General features: G+C 64.1%; 18 protein-coding genes and 1 pseudogene. 15 read left to right on the forward strand and 4 right to left on the reverse strand.

What is annotated here, in order from left to right:
* Positions 1–4: 4 nt before the first annotated feature.
* Positions 5–313, reverse strand: coding sequence for a YciI family protein (locus LT40_RS05790; RefSeq protein ID WP_043187543.1), 309 nt, complete (start codon positions 311–313; stop codon positions 5–7).
* 1 nt (position 314) lies between these two features.
* The gene (locus tag LT40_RS05795; RefSeq protein ID WP_043187545.1) at positions 315–911 is read right to left on the reverse strand and encodes a septation protein A; all 597 of its coding nucleotides are present in this window, start codon (positions 909–911) and stop codon (positions 315–317) included.
* A 65-nt stretch (positions 912–976) separates the two neighbouring features.
* On the opposite strand from LT40_RS05795, the gene LT40_RS05800 reads away from it, so the two are divergent.
* The 14 genes from LT40_RS05800 to LT40_RS05865 all read left to right on the forward strand — a co-directional run bounded on the left by LT40_RS05800 (position 977) and on the right by LT40_RS05865 (position 14,127).
* Complete coding sequence (locus LT40_RS05800) at positions 977–1,837, forward strand: PHP domain-containing protein (protein WP_043187547.1); 861 nt, start codon at positions 977–979, stop codon at positions 1,835–1,837.
* A gap of 13 nt (positions 1,838–1,850) precedes the next feature.
* Positions 1,851–2,480 (forward strand): L-threonylcarbamoyladenylate synthase, encoded by a 630-nt coding sequence (locus LT40_RS05805; RefSeq protein WP_043187549.1) that lies wholly within the window; start codon positions 1,851–1,853, stop codon positions 2,478–2,480.
* Between the two features lie 131 nt (positions 2,481–2,611).
* Complete coding sequence (locus LT40_RS05810) at positions 2,612–3,313, forward strand: segregation and condensation protein A (protein ID WP_162473365.1); 702 nt, start codon at positions 2,612–2,614, stop codon at positions 3,311–3,313.
* Positions 3,310–4,065 carry an SMC-Scp complex subunit ScpB gene (scpB, locus tag LT40_RS05815; protein ID WP_043187553.1) on the forward strand — a complete coding sequence of 252 codons (756 nt, stop codon included), beginning with the start codon at positions 3,310–3,312 and terminating at the stop codon, positions 4,063–4,065. The genes LT40_RS05810 and scpB overlap by 4 nt, the downstream gene beginning before the upstream one ends.
* 364 nt (positions 4,066–4,429) lie before the next feature.
* Complete coding sequence (locus LT40_RS05820) at positions 4,430–5,206, forward strand: transporter substrate-binding domain-containing protein (RefSeq protein ID WP_043187555.1); 777 nt, start codon at positions 4,430–4,432, stop codon at positions 5,204–5,206.
* A 51-nt stretch (positions 5,207–5,257) separates the two neighbouring features.
* A complete protein-coding gene (locus tag LT40_RS05825; protein ID WP_043187558.1) occupies positions 5,258–5,935 on the forward strand; it encodes an amino acid ABC transporter permease in 678 nt (225 codons plus the stop codon).
* Positions 5,932–6,666, forward strand: coding sequence for an amino acid ABC transporter ATP-binding protein (locus tag LT40_RS05830; protein WP_043187559.1), 735 nt, complete (start codon positions 5,932–5,934; stop codon positions 6,664–6,666). The genes LT40_RS05825 and LT40_RS05830 overlap by 4 nt, the downstream gene beginning before the upstream one ends.
* Positions 6,667–6,703: 37 nt before the next feature.
* Positions 6,704–7,951 (forward strand): cysteine desulfurase-like protein, encoded by a 1,248-nt coding sequence (locus LT40_RS05835; RefSeq protein WP_043187562.1) that lies wholly within the window; start codon positions 6,704–6,706, stop codon positions 7,949–7,951.
* 53 nt (positions 7,952–8,004) lie between these two features.
* Complete coding sequence (locus tag LT40_RS05840; RefSeq protein WP_043187564.1) at positions 8,005–8,862, forward strand: MurR/RpiR family transcriptional regulator; 858 nt, start codon at positions 8,005–8,007, stop codon at positions 8,860–8,862.
* Positions 8,863–8,907: 45 nt separating this feature from the next.
* Positions 8,908–9,816, forward strand: a complete 909-nt coding sequence (locus LT40_RS05845) for an allantoinase PuuE (protein ID WP_084139871.1) — start codon at positions 8,908–8,910, stop codon at positions 9,814–9,816.
* Positions 9,817–9,880: 64 nt separating this feature from the next.
* Positions 9,881–11,317, forward strand: a complete 1,437-nt coding sequence (gene hydA / locus LT40_RS05850) for a dihydropyrimidinase (protein WP_043187567.1) — start codon at positions 9,881–9,883, stop codon at positions 11,315–11,317.
* Positions 11,314–12,060 carry a 2-keto-4-pentenoate hydratase gene (locus LT40_RS05855; RefSeq protein ID WP_043187568.1) on the forward strand — a complete coding sequence of 249 codons (747 nt, stop codon included), beginning with the start codon at positions 11,314–11,316 and terminating at the stop codon, positions 12,058–12,060. The genes hydA and LT40_RS05855 overlap by 4 nt, the downstream gene beginning before the upstream one ends.
* Positions 12,061–12,244: 184 nt before the next feature.
* Positions 12,245–12,538, forward strand: coding sequence for an SEL1-like repeat protein (locus LT40_RS05860; protein ID WP_043187570.1), 294 nt, complete (start codon positions 12,245–12,247; stop codon positions 12,536–12,538).
* A gap of 182 nt (positions 12,539–12,720) precedes the next feature.
* Positions 12,721–14,127: a DNA recombination protein RmuC gene (locus LT40_RS05865; protein ID WP_193385578.1), complete on the forward strand. Its 1,407-nt coding sequence runs from the start codon at positions 12,721–12,723 to the stop codon at positions 14,125–14,127.
* On the opposite strand, the gene LT40_RS05870 is transcribed toward LT40_RS05865, so the two are convergent.
* Entirely contained in the window at positions 14,098–17,568 is a 3,471-nt protein-coding gene (locus LT40_RS05870) for a hybrid sensor histidine kinase/response regulator (protein WP_043187575.1), read from the reverse strand. The genes LT40_RS05865 and LT40_RS05870 overlap by 30 nt on opposite strands.
* Positions 17,569–17,813: 245 nt before the next feature.
* Here LT40_RS05870 and LT40_RS05875 point away from each other — a divergent pair.
* Positions 17,814–19,118: pseudogene (locus tag LT40_RS05875) on the forward strand (MFS transporter); the annotation flags it as partial.
* Here the strand turns inward: LT40_RS05875 and LT40_RS05880 are convergent.
* The gene (locus LT40_RS05880; protein WP_043187580.1) at positions 19,105–19,851 is read right to left on the reverse strand and encodes a FadR/GntR family transcriptional regulator; all 747 of its coding nucleotides are present in this window, start codon (positions 19,849–19,851) and stop codon (positions 19,105–19,107) included. The pseudogene LT40_RS05875 and the gene LT40_RS05880 sit on opposite strands and share 14 nt — an antisense overlap.
* Positions 19,852–19,877: the final 26 nt, after the last annotated feature.

Here is a 19,877-nt window from a genome sequence, read left to right on the forward strand (position 1 = left end):
ACCTTCACTCGGGTGCAGGCAGGGTCTGCTTGAACGGTTTGACCAGCACATGCTCGTACACGCCGGCCGCAACGAATGGGTCGGCCTGGGCCCAGGTCTGGGCTTCGGCCAGCGATTCGAAACGCGCGACGATGAGGCTGCCGCTGAAACCGCTGGCGCCGGGGTCGTTGCTGTCGATGGCAGGGTGTGGCCCGGCCAGGACCAGGCGTCCGGCCGCTTCCAGCTGTTTCAGGCGGTCCAAATGCTCGGGCCGTGCGGCCAGGCGTTTTTCCAAAGAATCGGGCGTGTCGGTGGCGATGATGGCGTAGAGCATGTCAATCCTCGGTTTTTGGTGTTGTACGATCGGAATCATGCAGGTGGCGGGACAGGTAGATGCCCTGGGCCACCAGGAACAGCAAGGTCATGGCCAGGCTGCCGAACACTTTGAAGTCGACCCAGAACTGCTCGTAGGTGAATGCCACGAACAGGTTGGCCGCGCCGCAGAACAGAAAGAAGACCACCCAGGCGACGTTGAGTTTCGCCCAGATCGGGTCGGGCAGGGTCAGCGCGTGGCCCATCATGCGCTTGATCAGCAGCTGCTTGCCGATGAAGTGACTGCCGGCGAACGCCAGGGCAAACAGCCAGTTGACCACCGGCGCCTTCCACTTGAGGAAGGTTTCGCTGTGGAAGGCCAGGGTCAGGCTGCCGAACACCAGGCAGGCGATCAGGGTCAGCCACTGGCCCTTTTCCAGCTTGCGCTGCTTGAGGAACAACAGGCCGTAGACGATCACGGAGCTGGCGATGAGCACCTTGGTGGCGCTGAAGATGCCGCCCAGTTCGAAACTGTGGCCGGCCAGGTCGACCATCCGGGGATCGGTCTTGTAGACGATGAGGAACAGGAGCAGCGGGATGAAATCGATCAATTGTTTCACAATGGCAGCCAGAAGCAGGATGTGACGGCATAATAACAAACATCAATGACTGCGAAAGCGCCACTATGAATGTTGACCTGCACTGCCACAGCACCGCTTCCGACGGCGCCCTTGCGCCTGCCGTCCTGGTGCAGCGAGCCTTCGATCACGGCGTGCAGACCCTGGCGTTGACGGACCATGACACCCTGGAAGGCCTGCCAGAGGCCCGCGCGGCGGCGACAGCACTGAACATGCAGTGGGTCAGTGGTGTCGAGATGTCGTGCACTTGGGGCGGCGCGACCATCCACGTGCTCGGTTACAATTTCGACCTGGAGGCGCCGCCCCTGGTCGCTGCGCTCGACAGCCTGCACCACGGTCGCTGGCTACGTGCCGAGGAAATCGACCGACGCCTGGCGCTCAAGGGCATGCCCGGTGCATTGGAGGGCGCGCGCGCCATCCAGCAGGGCCTGGGCGACAGCGGTAATGCGCCGGCCCGTCCGCACTTCGCCGATTTTCTGGTGCAGCAGGGGCATGTGAAAGATCGCCAGGAGGCGTTTCGCAAATGGCTGGGGGCGGGCAAGCTGGGTGACGTCAAGCAGCACTGGCCCACCCTCAAAGACACCGTGCGCACGTTGCGCGAGGCCAAGGCCTGGATCAGCCTGGCGCACCCGTTGCACTACGACTTCACCCGCAGCAAGCGGCGCAAGCTGATCGGCGACTATATTCAAGCGGGTGGCCATGCGATCGAAGTGGTCAACGGCATGCAGGCGGCCGAACAGGTCGGCACGCTGTCCATTCTGGCTCGCGAGTTCGGCCTGATGGTCAGTGCCGGCAGCGACTTCCACGGGCCGGGGACGTGGGGCGAAATCGGTGTCTATCGACCTCTGCCCGTAGACCTGCCGCCGTTGTCCGCGCGGTTCAAGCACGACCCGTCAATCTCCGCCTGAACAGGATGCAAACGTGAGTCAATTCTTTCAGATCCATCCGCAGAATCCGCAGCCGCGGTTGATCAAGCAAGCGGTCGAGATCATTCGTGGCGGTGGCATCGTGATCTATCCCACCGATTCTTCCTACGCCATCGGTTGCCAGATCGGCGACAAGAGCGCGGTGGAGCGGGTGCGGCGCCTGCGACAGCTGGACGACAAGCACAACTTCGCGATCATCTGCTGCGACCTGTCGCAGCTGGGTCTGTTCGCCAAGGTCGATACGGCGGCGTTCCGCCTGCTCAAGGCGCACACGCCCGGGCCCTACACCTTCATCCTCAGCGCCACTCGAGAAGTGCCGCGGCTGCTGTTGCACCCCAAGCGCCGCACCATCGGCCTGCGCGTGCCCAGCCACCCGATCGCCCTGGCGTTGCTGGAAGAGCTGGGCGAGCCGTTGATGAGCGTGAGCTTGATCATGCCCGGCGAAAAGGAGCCGCTCAGTGATCCGTACGAGATGCGCCAGTTGCTGGAAAAACACGTCGACCTGATCATCGACGGCGGCTTCGGCGGTACCGAAGCTTCAACCGTGATCAACCTGGCCGATGGCGATCCGCAGGTGGTACGCGTGGGTTGTGGTGACCCTGCACCCTTCGCGGCCATGGCGTGAGTGATCTGAGCGCGGTTGAAAACCCGCCGTCGAGCATCGCTCTGGAATCACCCGAGCAGTTGCAACTGGCCCTGGTCTACGGTCAGGCGTTCACGCAGATGCCGCAGGACCTGTACATCCCGCCGGACGCACTGGAAGTGTTTCTGGAAGCGTTCGAAGGCCCGCTCGACCTGCTGCTTTACCTGATCCGCAAGCAGAACATCGACATTCTCGACATTCCCGTGGCCGAGATCACTCGCCAGTACATGGGTTATGTCGAGCTGATGAAAACCGTGTGCCTGGAGTTGGCCGCCGAGTACCTGGTGATGGCGGCCATGCTCGCCGAGATCAAGTCGCGCATGTTGCTGCCGCGCAGCGCCGTGGTCGAGGACGAAGAACATGATCCGCGTGCCGAGCTGATTCGTCGCCTGCAGGAATACGAGCGCTTCAAGGCCGCCGCCGAAGGCATCGACACCCTCAAGCGGGTGGGCCGCGATCTCCATGTGCCCAAGCTCGATGCCCCCCAGGCCAAGGTGCGCAAGCTGTTGCCCGAGGTCAGCCTGGAAGAGCTGTTGATGTCGATGGCCGACGTGCTGCGGCGCAGCGACATGTTCGAAAGCCACCAGGTCAGCCGCGAGGCGCTGTCGACCCGCGAACGCATGAGCCAGGTGCTCGAACGCCTGCGCGGTGGCGGCTTCGTGCCCTTCGTCGAACTGTTCGGCGCCGAGGAGGGCAAGCTGGGTGTGGTGGTGACCTTCATGGCCATCCTCGAACTGGTGAAGGAGCAACTGATCGAACTGGTGCAGAATGACGCCTTTGCAGCCATCCATGTGCGTGCCCGAGCCGAACAATGAATTTGACTGACCCGCGCGATCTGGCGCCGTTGCTCGAGGCCTTTCTGCTGGCCTCCGGAAAACCTCAATCCCTCGAACGTCTGCATGAACTGTTCGAGGAGGCCGAACGGCCCGAACCGGCGGTGTTCAAGAAGGCTCTGGAAGTGCTCGGCAAGTCCTGCGACAAGCGCGCTTTCGAATTGGTTGAAGTAGCGTCCGGTTACCGCCTGCAGATTCGCGAGAAATACGCGCCGTGGGTGGGCCGTCTGTGGGAGGAGCGGCCGCAGCGCTATTCCCGTGCCCTGCTGGAAACCATGGCGTTGATTGCCTATCGCCAACCCATTACCCGCGGCGAGATCGAAGACGTGCGTGGCGTCGCGGTGAACAGCAATATCGTCAAGACCCTGGTGGAGCGTGAGTGGATCCGTGTGGTGGGTTATCGCGACGTACCGGGTCGGCCGGCGATGTTCGCCACCACCAAGGCGTTTCTCGATCACTTCAACCTCAAGAGTCTCGACGAATTGCCGCCGCTGGCGGTTCTGCGCGAGATGGAACCCGAGTCGATCCTCGACGACCACGACGAAGACGCGCCGGTGCCCGCTCATCTGCAGGCGTTGGCCGATGCCAGCGAAGAGGGCGAAGGCGAAGCGCCCGTCAAGGACGAAACCAGCTTCCGTTCGCTGCTGGTGGAGCTCGATTCGATGGAGCAGGGGCTCAAGATCGACTTCGATGATCTGCTCCAAGATCCTGCCAAGACTGACGACGATCGCTGATACCGCGCTGCGCTTTTCGCGGCCACTGACCGCTCCTACAGAGGATGGGGGTATTACGGTAGGAGCGGTCATCGGCCGCGAAAAGGGCAGCGCGGTGTGTCAGGTTGAGCTGCGGTGCAGTCGCGATCCATGCTCCGCTTGAGTGCATCTGAGGCCTGCAATACCTGAACGACACCCGCCGCCCCACACATTTCCTACCTCTGCTAGACGCACCAATGCGGACATGGATCGCCCTCCAATGAAGCATTTAATTCATTTAAATTAATTCTTGAAGTATTTGATTCTGAGCTCTAGTCTCGTTCTCGACAGGCCTGCGCAAGCACCCAGGCCGCCATTGGCACTGACGTGAATCGGGGAGCTAGACATGAGCGTGAAAGTACTTTTGAGCATGGCCATGGCCACTGCGTTTTCGGCCTCGGCACTGGCGGCCGATTGGACCGTCGGTGCCAACGTCGGCAACGTCCCTTGGGAGTTCCAGGACGCCAAAGGCGACATCGTCGGCTTCGAAGTCGATGTGGTGAAAGAAGTCGCCAAGCGCGCCGGCAAGACTGTGGAGTTCGTCAACATCCCCTTCAATGGCCTGTTCAGCGCCGTGCAGTCCAAGCGCGCCGACATCGCCATCTCCTCCATCACCATCACCCCCAAGCGACTTGAATCGGTAGGGTTCGCCCAGCCGTACTACGACAGTGACCAGTCGCTGTCGGTGCTGACCAAGTCCGGCATCAAGGGTCTGGACGACATGAACGGCAAGGTGGTGGGCGTGGACACCGGTTCGACCGGCGACATGTGGGCCGCCAAGCACCAGGGCGAGTACAAGTTCAAGGACATCTCGCGCTACGAAGGGCTGTCGCCGGCCATGCTCGATCTGGCGTCCGGGCGCATGGATGGCTACATCAGCGACATTCCCGCCGTGCTCTATTACATCAAGGACAAGCCGCAGTATGCCGTGGTCGCGCGCATTCCCACTGGCGAGAAGTACTCGCTGATGCACGCCAAGGGCTGGGCCGAAGGCGAACGCGTGAACACGATCATCAGCGAGATGAAAAAAGACGGCGTGATCGCCGACCTGCACAAGAAGTGGTTCGGTGCAGCCGCCGCGGACGATTCCAGCACCGTGAAGGTCGTCGACGTACCCAAGTAAGTTCAGCCTTTCGCCCCGCCCGCTACCGGCTCACGACCAAGGGATCCGTTCATGGAGTTGCTACACACATTCTTCAACTGGGACGTGTTCGTCGATGCGCTGCCGTTGATGCTGCGCGGCCTTGGCGTGACCATCGTGCTGGGCGTGGTGAGTATCGTGCTGGGCCTGGTCGGCGGGTTGCTGCTGGCCATGCTCAGGCTGTATGGCTACACCCCCGTGCGCTGGCTGGCACGGGTCTACATCGATGTTCTGCGCTCGATCCCGCTGCTGGTATTGCTGGTGCTGATCTACTACGCACTGCCCTTCGTCGGCATTCGCCTGTCTTCCTTCGCTGCCGCGGCGGCCGCGCTGTCTTTGGTGTCGTGCGCCTATTCGGCGGAGATATTCCGCTCTGGCATCGAGGCCATCCCCAAGGGGCAGTTCGAAGCGGCGGCCTCCCAGGGCATGAGTTTCTTCAACACCATGCGTGATGTGATCCTGCCCCAGGCCATGCGCATCGTCCTGCCGCCCATGACCAGCAATTGCATCAACGTCATGAAGGACACCGCGCTGGCCTCGGTGGTGGCCATGCCCGACCTGCTCAAGCAGGCCACCCAGGCCCAGGCGCTCTCGGCCAATCCCACACCGCTGGTGGGGGCGGCGATCATGTACCTGTTGTTGCTGCTGCCGCTGGTGCAACTGGTCAGCTGGGTCGAGCGGCGCAACGGCAACGGAGGCAAGCGCACATGAGCAACGTCATCGAAATCGAACGGCTTGACAAATTCTACGGGCCTTTCCAGGCCCTCAGCGATATTAACCTGACCGTCGCCCAGGGCGAGGTGGTGGTGATTCTCGGGCCATCGGGGTCGGGCAAATCCACCCTGATCCGCTGCATCAACCTGCTCGAACCCTATCAGGGCGGCGATATCCGGGTGTCCGGACAACGCGTGGAAACCGGCGCCAAACTCGCCGGGATCCGCTGCGAAGTGGGCATGGTCTTTCAGAACTTCAACCTCTATCCGCATCTCACCGTGCTGGCCAACGTGGTCCTGGCACCGGTGCGGGTGCGCGGCATGAATCGACGCGATGCACAGGAGCGCGCGCGGCTGCTGTTGGAAAAGGTCGGCATGGCCGCTCACGCCGACAAGTATCCCAGCCAGTTGTCCGGCGGCCAGCAACAGCGGGTCGCGATTGCTCGGACCATGGCCATGGAGCCGCGGGTGATCCTGTTCGACGAACCGACCTCGGCGCTGGACCCGGAGATGGTCGGCGAAGTGCTCGACGTGATGCAGAACCTGGCGCGCTCCGGCGTGACCATGATCGTGGTGACCCACGAGATGGGCTTCGCGCGCAAGGTCGCCGACCGGGTGATCTTCATGGAAACCGGCCGCATCATCGAACAGAACGCTCCGCAGGCATTCTTCACTGCGCCGCAGGAACCTCGAACCCAGGCATTCCTGCAGGCCATCCTGCACCACTGAAATGCTCGGCACCCAACAAGCAACCGGGAGACTCACTTTGACTGCCCTCGATATCGACTACGTTCGTAGCCAATTCCCTGCACTCGCCGACGGCTACGGCTACCTGGACAATGCCGGCGGCTCGGCGGTGCTCAAGCCGGTGGCCGAGCGCATCACCGAGTACCTGCTCAACCACGCGGTGCAACTGGGCGCCTCGTACGCGCCATCGGTCAAGGCCGGTGAGAAAGTGCTGGAAGCACGCGCTTCGGTGGCCCAGCTGATCAACGCCCGGCATTCGGAAGAGTGTGTGATGGCTGGTTCGACCACGCTGCTGCTGCAGTTGCTGGCACGGGCCATTGCGCCGTCGATCGGCGCGGGCAACGAGATCATCGTCACCCACAGCGATCATGAAGCCAATATCGGCCCATGGCAGCGTCTGTGCGAAGAACGCGGGGCTACGCTGCGCGTATGGTCGGTGGATTCGTCCACGCTAGAGCTGGAGCTGCAAGACCTGGAGGCACTGCTGGGACCGCGCACCCGTTACGTGGCGATGACCCACGCGTCGAACATTCTGGGCAGCGTCAACCCTGTCGCCCAGGTCGCCGAGCGTGTGCACGCCTGCGGTGCGAAGCTGGTGGTGGACGCGGTGGCGTACGCCCCGCACCGCCTGGTCGACGTGCAGGCCAGCGGCGCCGACTACTACGTGTTCAGTTTCTACAAGGTCTTCGGCCCGCATTTCGCGGTGCTGTGGGGCAAGCGCGAACTGCTGCTGGAACTGCCCAGCCTCAACCACTTCTTCATCGGCCAGGACGTGCTGCCCTACAAACTGCAGCCGGGCAACGTCAACTACGAGTTGTCTTACGGCTGCATGGGCATCAGCGACTACCTGCTCGACATCGGCCAGCGCCTGGGCGCCGAAGGCAGCGAGCGGCAGATCATGCAGGCAGCCTTCGATGCGTTCGAAGTGCAGGAGAACGGGCTCGCCGAGATTCTGCTGGGCTATCTGCGCGAGGCCGACGGCGTACGCATCATCGGCAAGCCGCGCGTGACCGCAGGTGGCCGGGTGCCGACCATCAGTTTCGTGGTCGAGGGCGTGCAGTCCGAAGCGATCGTGCGTCGGGTCGATGCAGCGCGAATCGGCATCCGTTTTGGTGACTTCTACGCCCGTCACTTGATCGAAGCACTGGGCCTGGCGCCTCAGGGCGGGGTGGTGCGTGTTTCCATTGCGCACTACAACACCGTCGACGAAATGACCCGGCTGGTGGAATGCCTGGCCCATGCCATCGCAGAACTGCGTCCGCGCTGACCGTCATCGAGCTACCGAACCATTGAGCCATAGAACCATCGAGCCACAGAACCATGCCATTACCGCACACCCTTGAAGAGCTGCGCAGCGCCATCGCCGTCGGCCAGGACAAACTCACCGCGCGCATGCGCGATGCCGCGCAGTACGTGATCGAGCACCCCCATGACGTGGCGCTCAACACGGTCGCCGCCCTGGCGACGCGTTCGCAGATTCCCGCTTCGGCGTTCATTCGCCTGGCCCAGGCCCTGGGCTATGGCGGCTTCAGCGACCTGCAGCGCGTGTGCAAGGCGCCGTTGGAAAAGGCCGGGCAGGGCAGCTTCAAGGAGCGTATCCGCCACTATCGCGGCGAGCAGTTGCTGGACGATCCGACCGACGTGGGCGCCATGCTGGGCGCCTTCAGCCGGGCCAATATCGTCTCCCTCGAACACCTCGCCGAAGGGCAGCAGGCGCAGGCGCTGGAACAGGCCATCGCCCTGCTGCAGCAGGCGCGGACCACCTTCGTGGTGGGCATGCGCCGCTCGTTTCCCATGGCCGCCTACCTCAGCTATGCCTTGAGCCGGGTCGGCCGCCGCGCCGTGCACATCAGCGGCCTGGGCGGCAGCCTGCGCGAGCAGGTGGGGGCGCTGCATGGCGACGACGTGCTGGTGGCCGTCAGCTTTCCGCCCTATGCCCAGGAAACCATCGACGCCTGCAACCAGGCAGTGGCTGCCGGCACGCCGATCGTCGCCATCACCGACAGCCTGCTCAGCCCTATCGGCCAGTGCGCTTCGGTGATGATCGAAGTCGACGACGCCGAACTGCTCGGGTTCCGCTCGCTGACCGCGGCGTTCTGCGTCGCCCAGACACTGGCCATGGGCCTGGCCTTCGGTGATGGCCGCGACCATGAAGCCCTGAAAGACATCGACTGCTGAGGCCCCAGGCCCGGTATTTTGCCCAACCTGCTGGAGAGCCGTACCGTGACATCACCCCTCAGAGACTTGGTCGGTTATGGCCAGCAACGCCCCCAAGGTACCTGGCCCAATGGCGCCCGGCTGGCGATCAGCCTGGTCATCAACTATGAGGAAGGCTCCGAGCGTTCCCTGGCCATGGGCGACCCTGACCAGGAGAGCATGACCGAGTGGGGCAGCTATCAGTTTCCCGATGGCGTACGCAACCTAGCCATGGAGTCGATGTACGAATACGGTTCGCGGGTCGGCATCTGGCGAATTCTGGAGATTTTGCGGAAGGCCGACGTGCCGTCCACCTTCCATGCCTGCGCGGTGGCGTTCGAGCAGAATCCCGACGTCGCCCGCGCGGCGGTCGAGCTGGGTCATGAAGTGTGCAGCCACGGCTACCGTTGGGAAGAAGTGTTCCGCCTCACCGAAGACCAGGAGCGAGAGCACATCCGCCTGGCCATCGAATCGTTCCAGCGCACCTGTGGCAAGCGTCCGGTGGGCTGGTACTGCCGCTATGGCGCCAGCGTGCGGACCCGTCGCCTGGTGGCCGAGGAGGGCGGTTTCCTCTACGACTCGGACGCCTACAACGATGACGTGCCGTACTTCGTCGACGTGGAAGGCAAGCGCCACCTGGTGGTGCCGTACACCAGTGACGTCAACGACTTCCGTTACTGGAATTCACCGGGCCTTTCCCAGGCTTCGGATTTTCTCGAGTACATGAAGGAAAGCTTCGAGGTGCTGCACGAGGAGTCCGCGAATGGCCTGCGCATGATGTCCGTCGGCCTGCACCCGCGCATGGTCGGACGCCCAGGCCGGGTGCGCGCCCTGCAGAAGTTCATCGAATACGCCCAGGGCCATGAAGGCGTCTGGTTCGCCACCCGCGAACAGATCGCCCAGGCCTGGCTGGAACGCGATGCCGCTGGGGTGTGAATTCACGCCGTGGTGAATCGGACACGGCGTGCGCCGTCTCGGCTACTGCTTGAAGAGGCTTGATATGCAACCTTTCGATACGGTTATTCGCAACGCTCGCGTGGTCACTGCCGCAGACACCTTCACCAGTGACATCGGCATTCGCGACGGGCGCATCGTCGCCCTGGCGTTGGACTTGCCCCCAGGCCTCAAGGAAATCGATGCCGCAGGTCGGCATGTGACCCCAGGCGGCATCGACAGCCATGTGCACCTGGACCAGCCCACCGGTGACGGCTCGGTCATGGCCGATGACTTCTTCAGCGGCACGGTGTCCGCAGCCTGTGGCGGAACCACCACGGTGATTCCGTTCGCCTGCCAGCAAAAGGGCGAAACCCTGCGCGCGGCGGTGGACGACTACCATCGTCGTGCCGGCGACAAACCGGTGATCGACTACGCCTTCCACCTGATCGTCACCGACCCCACCCCCGAGGTCTTGCGTGAAGAACTGCCCGCGCTGATTGCCGAAGGCTACACTTCGTTCAAGATCTACATGACCTACGACGCGCTGAAACTGAGCGATCGGGAGATTCTCGAAACCCTCTCCGTGGCGCGCCGCGAAGGCGCCATGGTCATGTTGCATGCCGAGAACAGCGACTGCATCGCCTGGCTCACCGAGCGCTTGCTGGCGGCCGGGCTCAGCGCGCCGCGCTACCATGCCAGCTCCCGGCCGATGCTGGTGGAGCGCGAGGCCACTCATCGCGCCATTGCCCTGGCCGAACTGGTGGATGTGCCCATTCTGATCGTGCACGTGTCAGGTCGCGAGGCCGTGGAGCAGATTCGCTGGGCGCAGAGCCACGGCTTGAAGGTCTACGCCGAAACCTGCCCGCAATACCTGTTCCTGACCGCCGATTCTCTGGGCTGCGACGACAGCTTCGAAGGCGCCAAATGCATCTGCAGCCCACCGCCGCGTGATGCCGCGAACCAGCAGGTGATCTGGGATGGGCTGGAAAACGGCTCGTTCGAGATCTTCTCGTCCGACCATGCGCCGTTTCGCTACGACGGTCCCGACGGCAAGAAGGCCCATGGCGAGCACGTCTCGTTCGACAAGGTCGCCAACGGTATTCCCGGCGTCGAAACGCGCATGGCGCTGTTATGGTCCGAAGGTGTGCGCACTGGCCGCATCACCCCGCAGAGCTTCGTCGCGCTGACCTCGACCAATGCGGCGAAGATGTACGGGCTGTACCCGCGCAAGGGCAGCATCGCCATCGGCGCGGATGCCGACCTGGTGATCTGGGATGAAGGGCAGCCGGTGTCGATCAGCAACGAGATGCTGCACCACAACGTCGACTACACCCCCTACGCCGGCATGCAGCTGAGCGCCTGGCCGGCCATCACGCTGTCGCGCGGCGATGTAGTGTGGGACGGCGAGCCTCGCGGCGAAGCGGGCCGTGGCCAGTTTCTGCCGTGCGAGCGTCCGGCCCCGGCGCAGGTCCGCCGGCGCAAGACCGAGTTGCCGCTGTGAGCGCGGTGCAGCAGGTAGCAGCCAGCCTGATTCGTGCCTGGCAGACGCACCAGCGCCAGCCCACCGAAGGCCTGCTGCTGGATAACGAGGGCCAGGCTTATGAAGTGCAGCGGCAGGTGGCCGCTGCACTGGGGTGGTTCGACCAGGCCCCCGCGCGCGCGTGGAAACTGGGCGGCGCGCCAGGCGGCTTGATCAGCGCCGCGGGCGTGCCGGCTGATGCCGTGCATCCCTCGGGCTGGCAGGTGCCCCCGGGCCATTGCCACGGCTTGGGTATCGAAGGCGAACTGTTCGTGCGGTTGTCCCGGGATCTGGACGAGCACACCGATCTGGCGACGGCCTACGCCGCCATCGATGCCTGGATGCCGGGCATCGAGTTGTGCGACACACGCTGGGTGCAGGGCGCGCAGGCCGATGCGCTGCTGCGCCTGGCAGATCAACAGCTGAACCGCGCCTTGATCGTCGGTGAGCCGGTGTCGCTGTCGGCGCTGCCCGACTGGACCGTGCAGAGCGCGACCCTGAGCGTCGACGGCGAACAGGTGGTTGTGAGCAGCGGCAGCCATCCGTTCGTCGAACCGCTGAACTCCCTGCCTTGGCTGGCACGGCATGCCGCTGCCTTGGGCAATCCACTGCGAGCAGGCGATCTGATTGCGACTGGAAGCTGGACCGGCATCCATTGGGCACACATAAACGCCCAGATAAAAGTCGAATTCCCCGGCATCGGCAGTGTGACGCTCGCCACCTGACACTCGTGGGAGCGGTCATCGGCCGCGAAAAGAGCACCGCGTAGTACCTGACCGGCTGCGGTGAGCCCTTCGCGGCCACGGACCGCTCCCACAGGAGCTCGGTTTCCACCGGTCACCGCCCCCGCGCATTCGCCGATAAAAAAGAGTAGAGTGGCGCGCTTTTCCGATCTGCCCAAAGTTTTTCATGAAAAGTTCAGCTCCCGCTGCACCCAAGCGTTTCACCCTCAAGGTCGCCCTCTGGCTGCTCGACAGCCCCCGCCTGGGCCACAAGGCCAATGTCAAACACCTGGCCGGGCGCATGCTCAAGCAACCTGCGCGCGAAGGCGTGGTGGTCGCGCAAAGCCGTCTGGGCCAGTTGATGTGCCGCGACTGCGGCAACGCCCGCGACCAGCGCATCGGCCAGGAACTGCTGCGCCAGGCTGCCCGCGCCGGCGATCCGGGTGCCCAGACCGCACTGAGCCATCTGCGCCGCAGCTGACAGCCGGTTTGCCCCGAACGGCCAATGGCCTCAGACTGCCGCTCATCGAATCTGCATGAGAGCACACCATGGCCCTGGACGTGACCAGCCTCTTGATCGGCCTGCTGGCGGCCGCCTTGCCGTGCCTGGCACTGGCCTGGCAGCTACAGCGCAAAAGCACCGCCGCTATGGCCCAGGTCGCCTTGCTCGACGAGCGCCTGAGCAACGCGCAGTTGGCCCAGGATGGACTGAGCGCGCAACTTGATGCCTGCCGCGACGAGGTCAGCGACCTGGGCCAGGCCAACTCGGCCAAGCAAGCCGACTTGGCCGGCCTGCGCCGCGAGGTCGAGCTACTGCAGAACGAGCGCGACAACGCCCGCGATGCCGCCCACGCCTGGAGCATCGAGCGCAGCACCCGTGAAACCGAGCTGCGCCGCCTGGATGCGCAATGTGCCGGGCTCTCCGCGGAATTGCGCGAACAGCAGGACAGCCACCAGCAGCGCTTGAACGACCTGCAAGGGTCAAGGGACGAACTGCGCGCCCAGTTCGCCGAGCTGGCCGGCAAGATCTTCGACGAACGCGAGCAACGCTTCGCTGAAAACAGCCAGCAACGTTTGGGTCAACTGCTCGATCCGCTCAAGGAGCGCATCCAGTCGTTCGAAAAGCGCGTGGAAGAGAGCTACCAGAACGAAGCCCGCGAACGCTTCTCCCTGGGCAAGGAGCTGGAGCGCCTGCAACAGCTGAACCAGCGCCTGAGCACCGAAGCCACCAACCTGACCCAGGCCCTCAAGGGCCAGAAGACCCAGGGCAACTGGGGCGAGCTGATCCTGGAGCGGGTGCTGGAGCATGCCGGGCTGGAGAAGGGCCGCGAGTACCAGACCCAGGTCAGCCTCAAGGGGCCGGACGGCGAACGTTTCCAGCCCGACGTGCTGATCATGCTGCCGGGCGACAAACAGGTAGTGGTCGACTCCAAGGTCAGCCTCACCGCCTACCAGCAGTACATCGCCGCCGAAGACGGCGCCATTGCCCAGGCTGCACTCAAGCAACACGTGCTGTCGCTGCGCAATCACGTCAAGGGCCTGTCCGGCAAGGACTACAGCCGCCTGGACGGCCTGCACAGCCTGGATTTCGTCCTGCTCTTCGTGCCCATCGAAGCGGCGTTCTCCGCCGCCCTGCAGGCCGAGCCCAACCTGTTTCAGGAAGCCTTCGACCGGCAGATCGTCATCGTCAGCCCGACCACACTGCTGGCCACCCTGCGCGTCATCGACAGCCTCTGGAAGCAGGAGCGGCAAAGCCAGAATGCCCGTGAAATCGCCGAGCGCGCCGGGTGGCTGTACGACAAATTCGTGCTGTTCATCCAGGACCTTGACGAAGTCGGCAACCGCCTTCAGCAACTGGACAAGGCCTACGGCGCGGCGCGCAACAAGCTTACCGAAGGGCGCGGCAACCTGGTCAGCCGCAGCGAACAGCTCAAGCTGCTTGGCGCCCGTGCCAGCAAGAGCTTGCCGCCTGACCTGCTCGAACGCGCCATGACCGAAGCCCATCAGGACGCCGGCGCCGAGGCCGACGCCGACGGCGTATCAGTGCCGGCCCAGGTACCGGTTGAGTAGCGCCCGCAAGGCCGCCGGTTTGACCGGCTTGGCCAGATAGTCCAAGCCTGCGGCATGCACCTGAGCGACGGTTTCGGGGCGCACGTCGGCGCTGATCACCACGCCCGGCACCGGCTCGGCCAGCGCAGTGCGCAGCCAGGCCATCAGGTGCGTCCCGGTCTCGCCTTCGTCCAGATGGTAGTCGACCAAGGCCAGTTGCGGACGCTTGCCTTGGGCCAGCAGCGCCGCACACTCCTGGCGGTTGCGCGCGGTCCACACCTCGCACCCCCAGCGGCTGAGCAGGCTGTGCATGCCCAGCAGGATGCTGTCTTCGTTGTCGACGCACAGCACTCGCGCCCCGCCCAGCGGCTGGCTCACGGGCGCCGGAGCGGGCAGGGCGTTCTGGGTGTCGACGCCGGCCAGCGGGACCGTCACGCTGAACACGCTGCCATGACCCGGCCAGGAGCGCACCTGCAGCGGATGGCCGAGCACCCGGCACAGCCCGTCGGCAATCGCCAGGCCCAGGCCCAGACCCTTTTCGGCCCGGGTCTGGTGGCTGTCCAGGCGCTTGAATTCCTCGAAGATCGTTTCCAGCTTGTCACGGGCGATGCCCGGGCCGCGGTCCCACACCTCGAGGCTCAAGGCGCCGGGCTTGCGCCGCACCCCCAGCAGGATCGGCCCGCGGCCGTAGCGGAACGCGTTGGTGAGGAAATTCTGCAGCACGCGGCGCAACAGCTTGATATCGCTGTCCACCCGCAAGCGGCTGCCGCGCACGCGGAAATCCAAGTCCTGTTCGCGGGCCTGGGCCTTGAATTCCGGCCCCAGCCCATCGAACAGTTCGCTGAGGGCGAAGCCCTTGCGATCCGGGCTGATCTTGCCGTTCTCCAGGCGGGAGATATCCAGCAGATCGCTGATCAGGTCTTCCGCCGAGCGCAGTGAATGGTCCATATGCTGCACCAGTTGGCTGGCCTCGGTCGATAAACCGGGCTGGTGCGACAGCGCGGCGGAGAACAGCCGTGCGGCATTGAGCGGCTGCATCAGGTCATGACTGACCGCGGCCAGGAAACGGGTCTTGGACTGGTTCGCCGATTCGGCATGACCCTTGGCTTCGGTTAGCGCCTGGTTCAATTGCGACAGTTCATGGGTGCGCTCGGCGACCCGCTGTTCCAGTCCCTCGTTGGCGTCCTTGAGTGCCTGCGCAGCCTCGCGGTAGGCGGTGATGTCGGTGAAGCTCATGACGAAGCCGCCGCCCGGCATCGGGTTGCCGATCAGTTCGATCACCCGACCATTGGGAAACAGCCGCTCAGAGGTGTGCGCGCGACCCTGGCGCATCCAGTGCAGGCGCCGGGCAACATGCACCTGCGCTTCACCGGGTCCGCACAGGCCGCGCTCGGCGTTGTAGCGGATGATGTCGGCAATCGGCCGACCCACGCTGATCAAGCCGTCCGGGTAATTGAACAGCTCCAGATAGCGGTGGTTCCACGCCACCAGGCGCAGCGACTGATCGATCACGCTGATGCCCTGGGTGATGTTTTCGATCGCGCCCTGCAACAGCGCGCGGTTGAATTGCAGCACCTCGCTGGCTTCGTCGGCGATGCGCACCACGTCTTCGAGTTGCATGTCACGACCTTCGATGGCCGCCTTCACCACCGCGCGGGTCGATGAACTGCCCAGTACGCCCGCCAGCAGCCGTTCGGTATGGGCGATCCACTGGCCGTCGGCGTTCTGGTTGGGGTTGAAGCCCTTGCCCTGGCGGTAGGCGTAGCGAAGAAAGCTCTGCCGGGCGCGTTCTTCACCCACGAAGCGCGCGGCCAGGTTGAGCAGGTCGTTGATCTGCACCGCGAGCAGCGAGCGTCCATGGGGTCCGGCGTTGATCTCCTGACCGATGAAACGCCCGGCCTGCCAGTGCTCGCTGACACGGGTGCGCGACAGCACCGAAACCCAGGCGAAGAGGATGAAGTTACCGGCCAGCGACAACACCACACCTTGGGTCAACGGGGTGATCGGCAAACCGAAGGGGTTGCCGTGGATCCAGGCCAGGCCGGGAAAGAGGTTCAGCGGCAGGTTCAGGCTGTGCGCCGCGACCGGCAGCACCAGGGTGTAGAACCAGAGGAAGATACCCACCGCCAGCCCGGCGAAAACCCCGCGCCGATTGGCCTGCTTCCAGTACAGCGCACCGAGCATCGCCGGCGTCAGTTGGGTCACGGCGGCGAAGGCAATCTGGCCGATGGTGGCCAGGCTGGCGGTGGAGCCGAGCAGGCGATAGCTGACGTAAGCCAGCAAGAGGATCACCACGATGCTCAGCCGGCGTACGCTGAGCATCCACTGGCGAAACACTTCGAAAGGCCGCTCCGCACTCTGCCGACGCAACAGCCATGGCAGCAGCATGTCGTTGGAGACCATGGTCGACAGCGCCACGCTGGCGACGATGACCATGCCGGTGGCCGCCGATGCGCCCCCGATGAACGCCAGCAAAGCCAGGGCCGGGTGGGCTTCGGCCAGGGGCAGGCTGATGACGAACGAATCCGGAATCACCGAGCTGGGCAGCAGCATCTGCCCGGCCAGCGCAATCGGCACCACGAACAGCCCGGCCAGGATCAGATAGGCGGGAAACACCCAGCGTGCCAGGCGCAGGTCCTGCGGGTCGGTGTTCTCCACCACGGTGACGTGGAACTGCCGGGGCAGGCACAGGATGGCCATCATGGCCACGCCGGTCTGCACCACCATCGAAGGCCAGTTGATGGTTTCCTTCCAGTACGCTTCCAGGCGTGGCGCTAGCATGGCTTGATCGAGCAGGTCATCGAAACCGTCGTACAGACCGTAGGTGACGAAGATGCCCACGGCCAGGAATGCGAACAGCTTGACCAGCGCTTCGAAGGCGATGGCCAGGACCATGCCGCGGTGGTGCTCTGTGACGTCCAGCGTGCGCGTGCCGAAGAGGATGGTGAACAGCGCCAGCACCAGGGTCACCACCATGGCAGTGTCCTGCACACGGGTGCCGGTGGCGTCGGCACCGGCACCGATCAGCAGGTTCACGCCCAGCACGATGCCCTTGAGCTGTAGGGCGATGTAGGGCAGCACTCCGATCAGACAGATCAGCGCGACCACCACCGCCAGGCTCTGCGATTTGCCGTAGCGCGCCGCGATGAAGTCGGCGATGGAGGTGATGTTCTCCTGCTTGCTGATCATCACCATCTTCTGCTGCACCCAGGGCGCCAGCAGCATCAGCAGTACCGGCCCCAGGTAGATTGGCAGGAACGCCCAGAGCTGCTCGGCCGCTTGGCCCACCGCGCCGAAGAACGTCCAGCTGGTGCAGTACACCGCCAGCGACAGGCTGTAGACCCAGGCCCGCAGCCGGGGTGGCAGGGGCGTGCTGCGGCGGTCGCCATAGAAAGCGATGGCGAACATCACGGCCATGTAGGCCAGGGCGACAGTGGCGATCAATCCGCTGGACAACGACATCGATGACTCCGGAACGGGACGGGCAGGCGCCTGCGAGAAGGGCGCCCGCCAGTCTCGCACGGCCAGCGTTGCGCCGTCAGTGCCGACCATGGTCGCAGCCGCTGTCATCAAGTTGGGCAGTGGGTGGTATAGGGTTATGCTGTGCGCCAACGACGACAGCTCGATCCTGGGCATCGTTGTCACGTCAAGCCACGCCACATCACAGACCCGCCCAGCCCACCCGGCATCATGCAGGTACCGCATCGATGAGTCAGCCGTCGCAGTTCGCCTTGCTTGGCAAGCGCCGTTTCCTGCCTTTTTTCGTGACCCAGGCCCTGGGTGCGTTCAACGACAACATCTTCAAGCAATCGTTGATCCTGACCATCCTCTACAAGCTCGCCATCGAAGGCGACCGCAGTGTCTGGGTCAACCTCTGCGCACTGCTGTTCATTCTGCCGTTCTTCCTGTTCTCGGCGCTGGCGGGTCAACTGGGCGAGAAATTCCCCAAGGATCGGCTGATCCGTGCGATCAAGCTGGCCGAGATCGTCATCATGGCGGTGGGCGCGGTAGGCCTTGCGTTCGACCAACTGGGGTTGATGCTAGCCGCGCTGTTCGCCATGGGCACCCATTCGGCGCTGTTCGGTCCGGTCAAGTACTCGATCATGCCCCAGGCCCTGCGCCCCGAAGAACTGGTGGGTGGCAACGGCCTGGTGGAAATGGGCACGTTTCTGGCGATCCTGGCCGGCACCATCGGTGCGGGCGTGATGATGTCGTCGGCCAACTACGCCGGCGTCGTGGCCACCGCCGTGCTGCTGGTGGCGCTGTTGGGCTATCTGGCCAGCCGCGCCATTCCGCCGGTCAGCGCTGCCAACCCGGCGCTGGTGCTGGACTGGAACATTGCCCGGCAGACCTGGGTCACCCTGCGTCTTGGCCTGGGGCAGACCAAGGCGGTCTCGCGCTCGCTGGTCGGCAACTCCTGGTTCTGGTTCGTCGGCGCCGTCTACCTGACCCAGATTCCCGCCTACGCCCAGCAGTGGCTGGACGGCGACGAAACCGTGGTCACCCTGATCCTCACCGTGTTCTCGGTAGGCATCGCCTTGGGTTCGATGCTGTGCGAGCGATTGTCTCGGCACAAAGTCGAAATGGGCCTGGTACCACTGGGCGCACTTGGGCTGACGCTGTTCGGGCTGCTGCTGTGGTGGCATTCGAACGGCCTGGTGCCAACGGCGCAGCCTCAAGGCTGGCTGGCGGCGCTGGGCCATGCCCAGAGCTGGTGGGTATTGCTCGATATCCTCGGGCTGGGCGTCTTCGGCGGGTTCTACATCGTTCCGCTGTACGCCTTGATCCAGTCACGCACCGCTCAGGATCAGCGCGCCCGAGTGATCGCGGCCAACAACATTCTCAACGCGCTGTTCATGGTGGTCTCGGCAATCATCTCGATCCTGTTGCTCAGTGTGGCGAAACTGAGCATTCCCCAACTGTTCCTGGTGGTGTCGCTGGCGAACATCGTGGTCAACGCCTACATCTTCAGCGCCGTGCCGGAGTTCCCCACGCGTTTCATCCGCTGGTTGCAGGGTCGCTGATCGCCGGGGCGGCCTGGCCGAGCACCACGCTGAGCGCATTGCGTGCGTCGTCCAGTTGAACCAGCGTAGCGTGCCGGGCGCCGAGCGCGTCGCGGTTCTCGATGGCGGTCAGGATTGCCTTGTGCCGCGGCAGAGCCAACTCGTGCAGGTTGGGCCGCTGGTTGGAATGACGCAGGGCCTCGCGCAAGGCCAGCGACAGCATGTTGCACAAGTGCGCGAGCAGGTCGTTATGGGTGGCATCGGCGATGCGGCTGTGGAAATCCAGGTCTGGCTGCAGCACGTCATCGATCGACTCGGCCGCTTCCATGCGCTGGTAGGCCTCGCCGATCGAAGCGACCTCGGCTTCGGTGGCATGCTGGGCCGCCAGCGCCGCCGCCGCTGGCTCGATGATGGTCCGCACGCTGGTCAGCAGGGCGAAGAACTCGTTCTGTGGTGTGCTCTGCATCACCCAATGGAGCACGTCGGGGTCGAGCATGTGCCATTCGCGGCGCGGCTTGACCACCGAGCCTACACGTGGCTTGGAGTACACCAGGCCCTTGGCCACCAACACCCGCGTCGCCTCACGCAGCACCGGACGGCTGACCGCGTACTCTTCACACAGCAGGGCTTCGGCGGGCAAACGGTCGTCGGGTTTGAAGCGGCCGGAGACGATTTGCATCCCCAGTTCCTGGACGATCCGCGAGTGCATGCTTTTGCGATCTGAAGGCTTGCGATAATCCATGGGGCGCATTCGGTCCTTGGGGCAGG

The sequence above is a fragment of the Pseudomonas rhizosphaerae genome, from assembly GCF_000761155.1.
Lineage (GTDB): Bacteria > Pseudomonadota > Gammaproteobacteria > Pseudomonadales > Pseudomonadaceae > Aquipseudomonas > Aquipseudomonas rhizosphaerae.

What these genes read in the sequence shown, in the direction of transcription:
- LT40_RS05870 (WP_043187575.1), bottom strand. Translation starts at nt 17,568, where the DNA reads ATGTCGTTGTCCAGCGGATTGATCGCCACTGTCGCCCTGGCCTACATG.
- hydA (WP_043187567.1), top strand. Translation starts at nt 9,881, where the DNA reads ATGCAACCTTTCGATACGGTTATTCGCAACGCTCGCGTGGTCACTGCC.
- LT40_RS05825 (WP_043187558.1), top strand. Translation starts at nt 5,258, where the DNA reads ATGGAGTTGCTACACACATTCTTCAACTGGGACGTGTTCGTCGATGCG.
- LT40_RS05880 (WP_043187580.1), bottom strand. Translation starts at nt 19,851, where the DNA reads ATGGATTATCGCAAGCCTTCAGATCGCAAAAGCATGCACTCGCGGATC.
- LT40_RS05790 (WP_043187543.1), bottom strand. Translation starts at nt 313, where the DNA reads ATGCTCTACGCCATCATCGCCACCGACACGCCCGATTCTTTGGAAAAA.
- LT40_RS05800 (WP_043187547.1), top strand. Translation starts at nt 977, where the DNA reads ATGAATGTTGACCTGCACTGCCACAGCACCGCTTCCGACGGCGCCCTT.
- scpB (WP_043187553.1), top strand. Translation starts at nt 3,310, where the DNA reads ATGAATTTGACTGACCCGCGCGATCTGGCGCCGTTGCTCGAGGCCTTT.
- LT40_RS05860 (WP_043187570.1), top strand. Translation starts at nt 12,245, where the DNA reads ATGAAAAGTTCAGCTCCCGCTGCACCCAAGCGTTTCACCCTCAAGGTC.
- LT40_RS05820 (WP_043187555.1), top strand. Translation starts at nt 4,430, where the DNA reads ATGAGCGTGAAAGTACTTTTGAGCATGGCCATGGCCACTGCGTTTTCG.
- LT40_RS05840 (WP_043187564.1), top strand. Translation starts at nt 8,005, where the DNA reads ATGCCATTACCGCACACCCTTGAAGAGCTGCGCAGCGCCATCGCCGTC.
- LT40_RS05830 (WP_043187559.1), top strand. Translation starts at nt 5,932, where the DNA reads ATGAGCAACGTCATCGAAATCGAACGGCTTGACAAATTCTACGGGCCT.